Here is a 3,726-nt window from a genome sequence, read left to right on the forward strand (position 1 = left end):
TGCTGAACCCACGGGAAACACTTGCGTAACGCAAGCTCGGGCCGATCTCGTCTACCTCGAGTTCAATCACGGTGCGCTTTTCGCCCTCTTTGGTCTCGTAAGACCGGGACTTCAACCGGCCCGAAACGATCACGCGCATGCCCTTGGTCAGGGACTCGGCGACGTTCTCGGCCGCTTCACGCCACACACTGGCACGGAGGAAAAGTGTCTCCCCATCCTTCCACTCGTTAGACTGACGATCGAAGGTCCTGGGCGTTGAAGCGATCGTAAAATTCGCCACCGCCGAACCACTCGGAGTAAAACGCAGCTCGGGGTCTGATGTCAGGTTTCCAATGACAGTAATCGTGGTTTCGCCGACCATGATGGTTCCTTTTCCTCGTGCGCTGTTGGTGTTCTCGGTGTTCGTGCTGGTTTCGTTCTGAGGTTCAGTCCCACCCGGCTGGTCGTGGGTGAGGTCGTTGGGCTGGTGCTGGTCTGCGGTGTGTTCGTCCCAGAGACCGCCGGCCCCGATTGGCGCCCTACTGATGGCGGCAAGGTAGCGGTCATCCTCGACAGTGGAGGGGATGCCGTAGTAGCCGGCGAAAGGTTCTTCCTTTGCGTCGGGGTAGATCCTGCCGCTGGGGTTGGTTTCCCTGAACAGGTCCACTTCCAACGGGACCCGTGGGCTGATCTCGAACCCGTCCACCGGGTGCGGGGTGGTCACGGTGCTCACGCTGCCTTGTGGCTCATGGCTGCTTGGACGAGCTTGTCCCGGCGGAGGCCGGACCAGTGGTCCTGGTCATCGGAGTTGTTCACGATGACGGGTGCCTGGGAGTAGCCCAGCTCCTGGGTGATGTACTCCAGCGCTGCCGGCACTTCGGTGATGTCCACGGGCGTGTAGGTGATGCCTTTGGAGTCGAAGTACTCCATGGTGCGGTCGCAGTTCGGGCAACCGGGCTTGGTGTAAACCGTGTAATCGGTGATTGAGGAAGTCATTTTCAGTCCTCGGTTTCGTATCAGTTTTAGTTGGGTTCGTCTGTCTGGCTTGCTACTACTATTTTAGCGTTTATCCACTCGGATAAAAAGGGTTTTGCCGCGTATTCTAGGGGTACTCTGTGCCTGTTTTGGTACCCGTTGCGGGTGCCGGGTTTGGTGTTGCGGGCAGTAGTCCGACGTGACTCCCCCGGCTTCTTTAGCAGCTGCCCTGGGCGGCTGGTTCTTATGCCTGCATCAGGTGATTTCGCGTGGCCCCCATGTGTCGTCCCGGCTGAAAGAAACTTTCCTCAGCGCGTGGCCGGTCGGCGGCGGGTGTCCTGGCCCATGGGAGACGTTGCCGGTCGTTCTGCTCTGGTAGCTAACTGTTCCAAGGTGGCGCTGGCTGGGCGGCTAGTCGGGTTAAAGGGTGAAGGGCCGGCACTTAGAGTGCCGGCCCTTCAATTTTTCCCTCTGCAAAAGGAAATCTGTGGTTCAGTCTACAAGACTGAAGTCTTGCCCGTCAGCGCGTGGTTCGCGGGTGTGTTGCCCGGTAGCGGCGCAAGAGAAGGTAACTGCCCAGGGCGAGGGCGGCTCCGATCGCTGCGCCGATGATCAGCCCGGTAATGCTCCGCATGTTGTTCAGCAGGATCAGGGGCAGGGAGATGGCGGTGACGAAGCCGATGTGGAACGGCATGGTGTCGTTGTCGTCATCGAGGTCTTCCATTCTGGAGTGCGCGATCATCCACCCGATGCCCAGATAGATCGTGGCGGCGGCCGCGAAGATCAACGCACCCATCACCACCTGGTCAAGGATTGGGGACAGACCAGGGAAGATCTCGGCAAGAGTGACCCCTGGAGGTGTCTGCGTATTCATAGCGACTCCTGTCTGCGCTGCCATGGGATGAGCCTAACGGTGGCCTCCGACAGACTTCTCTGTGGTGACCCGATACGAGTAGCCAGGTGGCCGGCGAGGCGCGGCTTTCGGTTGCCGTGTGCCTGGTGGCGTTGAACGGCGGTCCGCCGCTGGTGATTGGCTGCTGTGGTTCGCCGTGGGCGGCGGACCGCCCGACGTTTGGAAGGTTCCCGGCCCTGCCGTGGTGAGTGGCCGGGGGCCTTGCCGGGCGGTGGGGGTTCCGCCCGGCAAGGGGTCTAGGCGGCTTCGGGTTCGTCCACGCGTTCCGTGGTTTCCTCGATTTCTGTTTTGGGGTCGGTGAGGATGATCTTTTCGACGTCGCTGGCTTCGTATCCCCATGCCGTGAGCTGGGTGAGGTAGTAGCGGTTGTCGCTTCCTCGAGTCCGCCAGCTCGTGCGATCAATGTTCGCCTCGTACGCGGTGATCATCATGGCGAGGGTGACCGTTTCGGGTTTGGTGGTGGGCTTGTCCACGTAGGCCGTGAACTCGCCGTACCCGGTGCCGATGCCCAGCAGTTCCGCCGTCAGCTCGGTCTTGTTCAAGGCCTTGGTCAGGATGTAGCTGGAATGGGCAATCGTGTGGGCGATGAACTTCTGCGCGTTCTTTGGCAGGGCCTTGCGTGCCAGCAGGGTTTTGACGAACTCCCTGCGTACCACCTCGGCCGAGTCCATGGCTTTGTTGTTTTCGATGACCTCCCGGCGTGCGGCCTTTTCCTCGTCGGTCATCCCTCCTGCCGGGGCTTTGCCGTCCTTCCGCAGCCCACGGGCCTTCCAGTCAGCCACGGCGAACTGTGTCACCAACCCGCCGTATCCGATGCCGATGTAAACCGCGTCGGCATCCGTCTCGCTGAGGCGTTCGCCCTCGGGTGTGGTCAGTGCGGAGATCAGGGCGGCGAGTCCCTTGTAGTCGTAGTAGCCGGGGTCTTGTTCCAGCACGGTCAGACCTTTAGCGGCAGCCTCGGCGCAGGCTTCGGCCAGCAGGGCGTTGTTCTTGCGTTCGTCGCGGAGCCGCTGCGCCCGGTGGGCAAAGTTCCCGGGGTTCTCGGTGGCGAGGCGTTCGAGCGTGGCCACTGCCTCGGCATCGTCCGCGAATTCCTCGATCACGGCAGACTGTTCCAGCGTCAGGCCTTGGTCCAGTGCCTGGGCTGCGGTGGCGTTCGCTTTGACCTTCAGCGCGGTTTCCACCAACGCTTTCTTGGCTCCCATCTTCCGGGCGATGACGTTGGCGCTCACGCCCAGCAGTGCCATTTGGTGGAAGGCTTCGGCGCGGTCGCCGTCGGTGAGTGCGCTGCGGTGGTCATTCTCCACTACCTGCGTGGCGAGGCGTTCCGCTTCCTCGGGGCTGGCACCGACGAGCACAGGAATGCTTGCCGCTCCCGCCTCAACGGCTCCAAGGGTGCGGCGCTGTCCCATCAGGACGTGCACGGTTCCGTCCTCGGTCCGGTGGGCGACGACGGGCACCAGCACGCCGTGTTCTTTGATGCTGGCTACGAACTCCTTGGTGAGTCCGGCTTCCTTGCGGACGTTGGTGTCCACGGTCAGGGTGGTGGGGTCAAGCAGTTCGAGCGTGGGTGTTGCGTTCATGGTTTTGTGTCCTTTGCAGAGGATTGGTGAGGGAGCGGTGTGACCCGGCCAGCTACTTTCTTTCCTCCCCGTTGTTTTTTGGCTGCTGGCGAAGCTTGCGGAGCTGTGGCCGACGGAGGCCTGTCTACCCTTGGGCAAGGTGTGGGAAATTCCCGGAGGAAATAAGCGACGCAGGAGCGCCGCAGGGAAATTCCTGCACCGCAGGCCCCGGAGCCTGCGGAGGGGCTAGACGGGGCGGAGCGGACACATAGAATCCGAAGGAATCTCAATGATGTT

General features: G+C 61.6%; 4 protein-coding genes. All 4 read right to left on the reverse strand.

What is annotated here, in order from left to right; all coding sequences use genetic code 11:
• A partial coding sequence (locus ACLRGI_RS23265; RefSeq protein ID WP_419203799.1) for a single-stranded DNA-binding protein occupies positions 1-703 on the reverse strand: 703 nt, incomplete at its 3' end.
• Positions 704-708: 5 nt separating this feature from the next.
• The gene (locus ACLRGI_RS23270) at positions 709-975 is read right to left on the reverse strand and encodes a glutaredoxin family protein (protein WP_419203796.1); all 267 of its coding nucleotides are present in this window, start codon (positions 973-975) and stop codon (positions 709-711) included.
• Between the two features lie 499 nt (positions 976-1,474).
• Complete coding sequence (locus ACLRGI_RS23275) at positions 1,475-1,828, reverse strand: hypothetical protein (protein ID WP_419203797.1); 354 nt, start codon at positions 1,826-1,828, stop codon at positions 1,475-1,477.
• A 275-nt stretch (positions 1,829-2,103) separates the two neighbouring features.
• Complete coding sequence (locus ACLRGI_RS23280; protein ID WP_419203798.1) at positions 2,104-3,450, reverse strand: ParB/RepB/Spo0J family partition protein; 1,347 nt, start codon at positions 3,448-3,450, stop codon at positions 2,104-2,106.
• Positions 3,451-3,726 lie beyond the last annotated feature (276 nt).

Origin of the sequence: Paenarthrobacter sp. PPS72 (assembly GCF_048537125.1) — a bacterium.
GTDB lineage: Bacteria > Actinomycetota > Actinomycetes > Actinomycetales > Micrococcaceae > Arthrobacter > Arthrobacter nitroguajacolicus_E.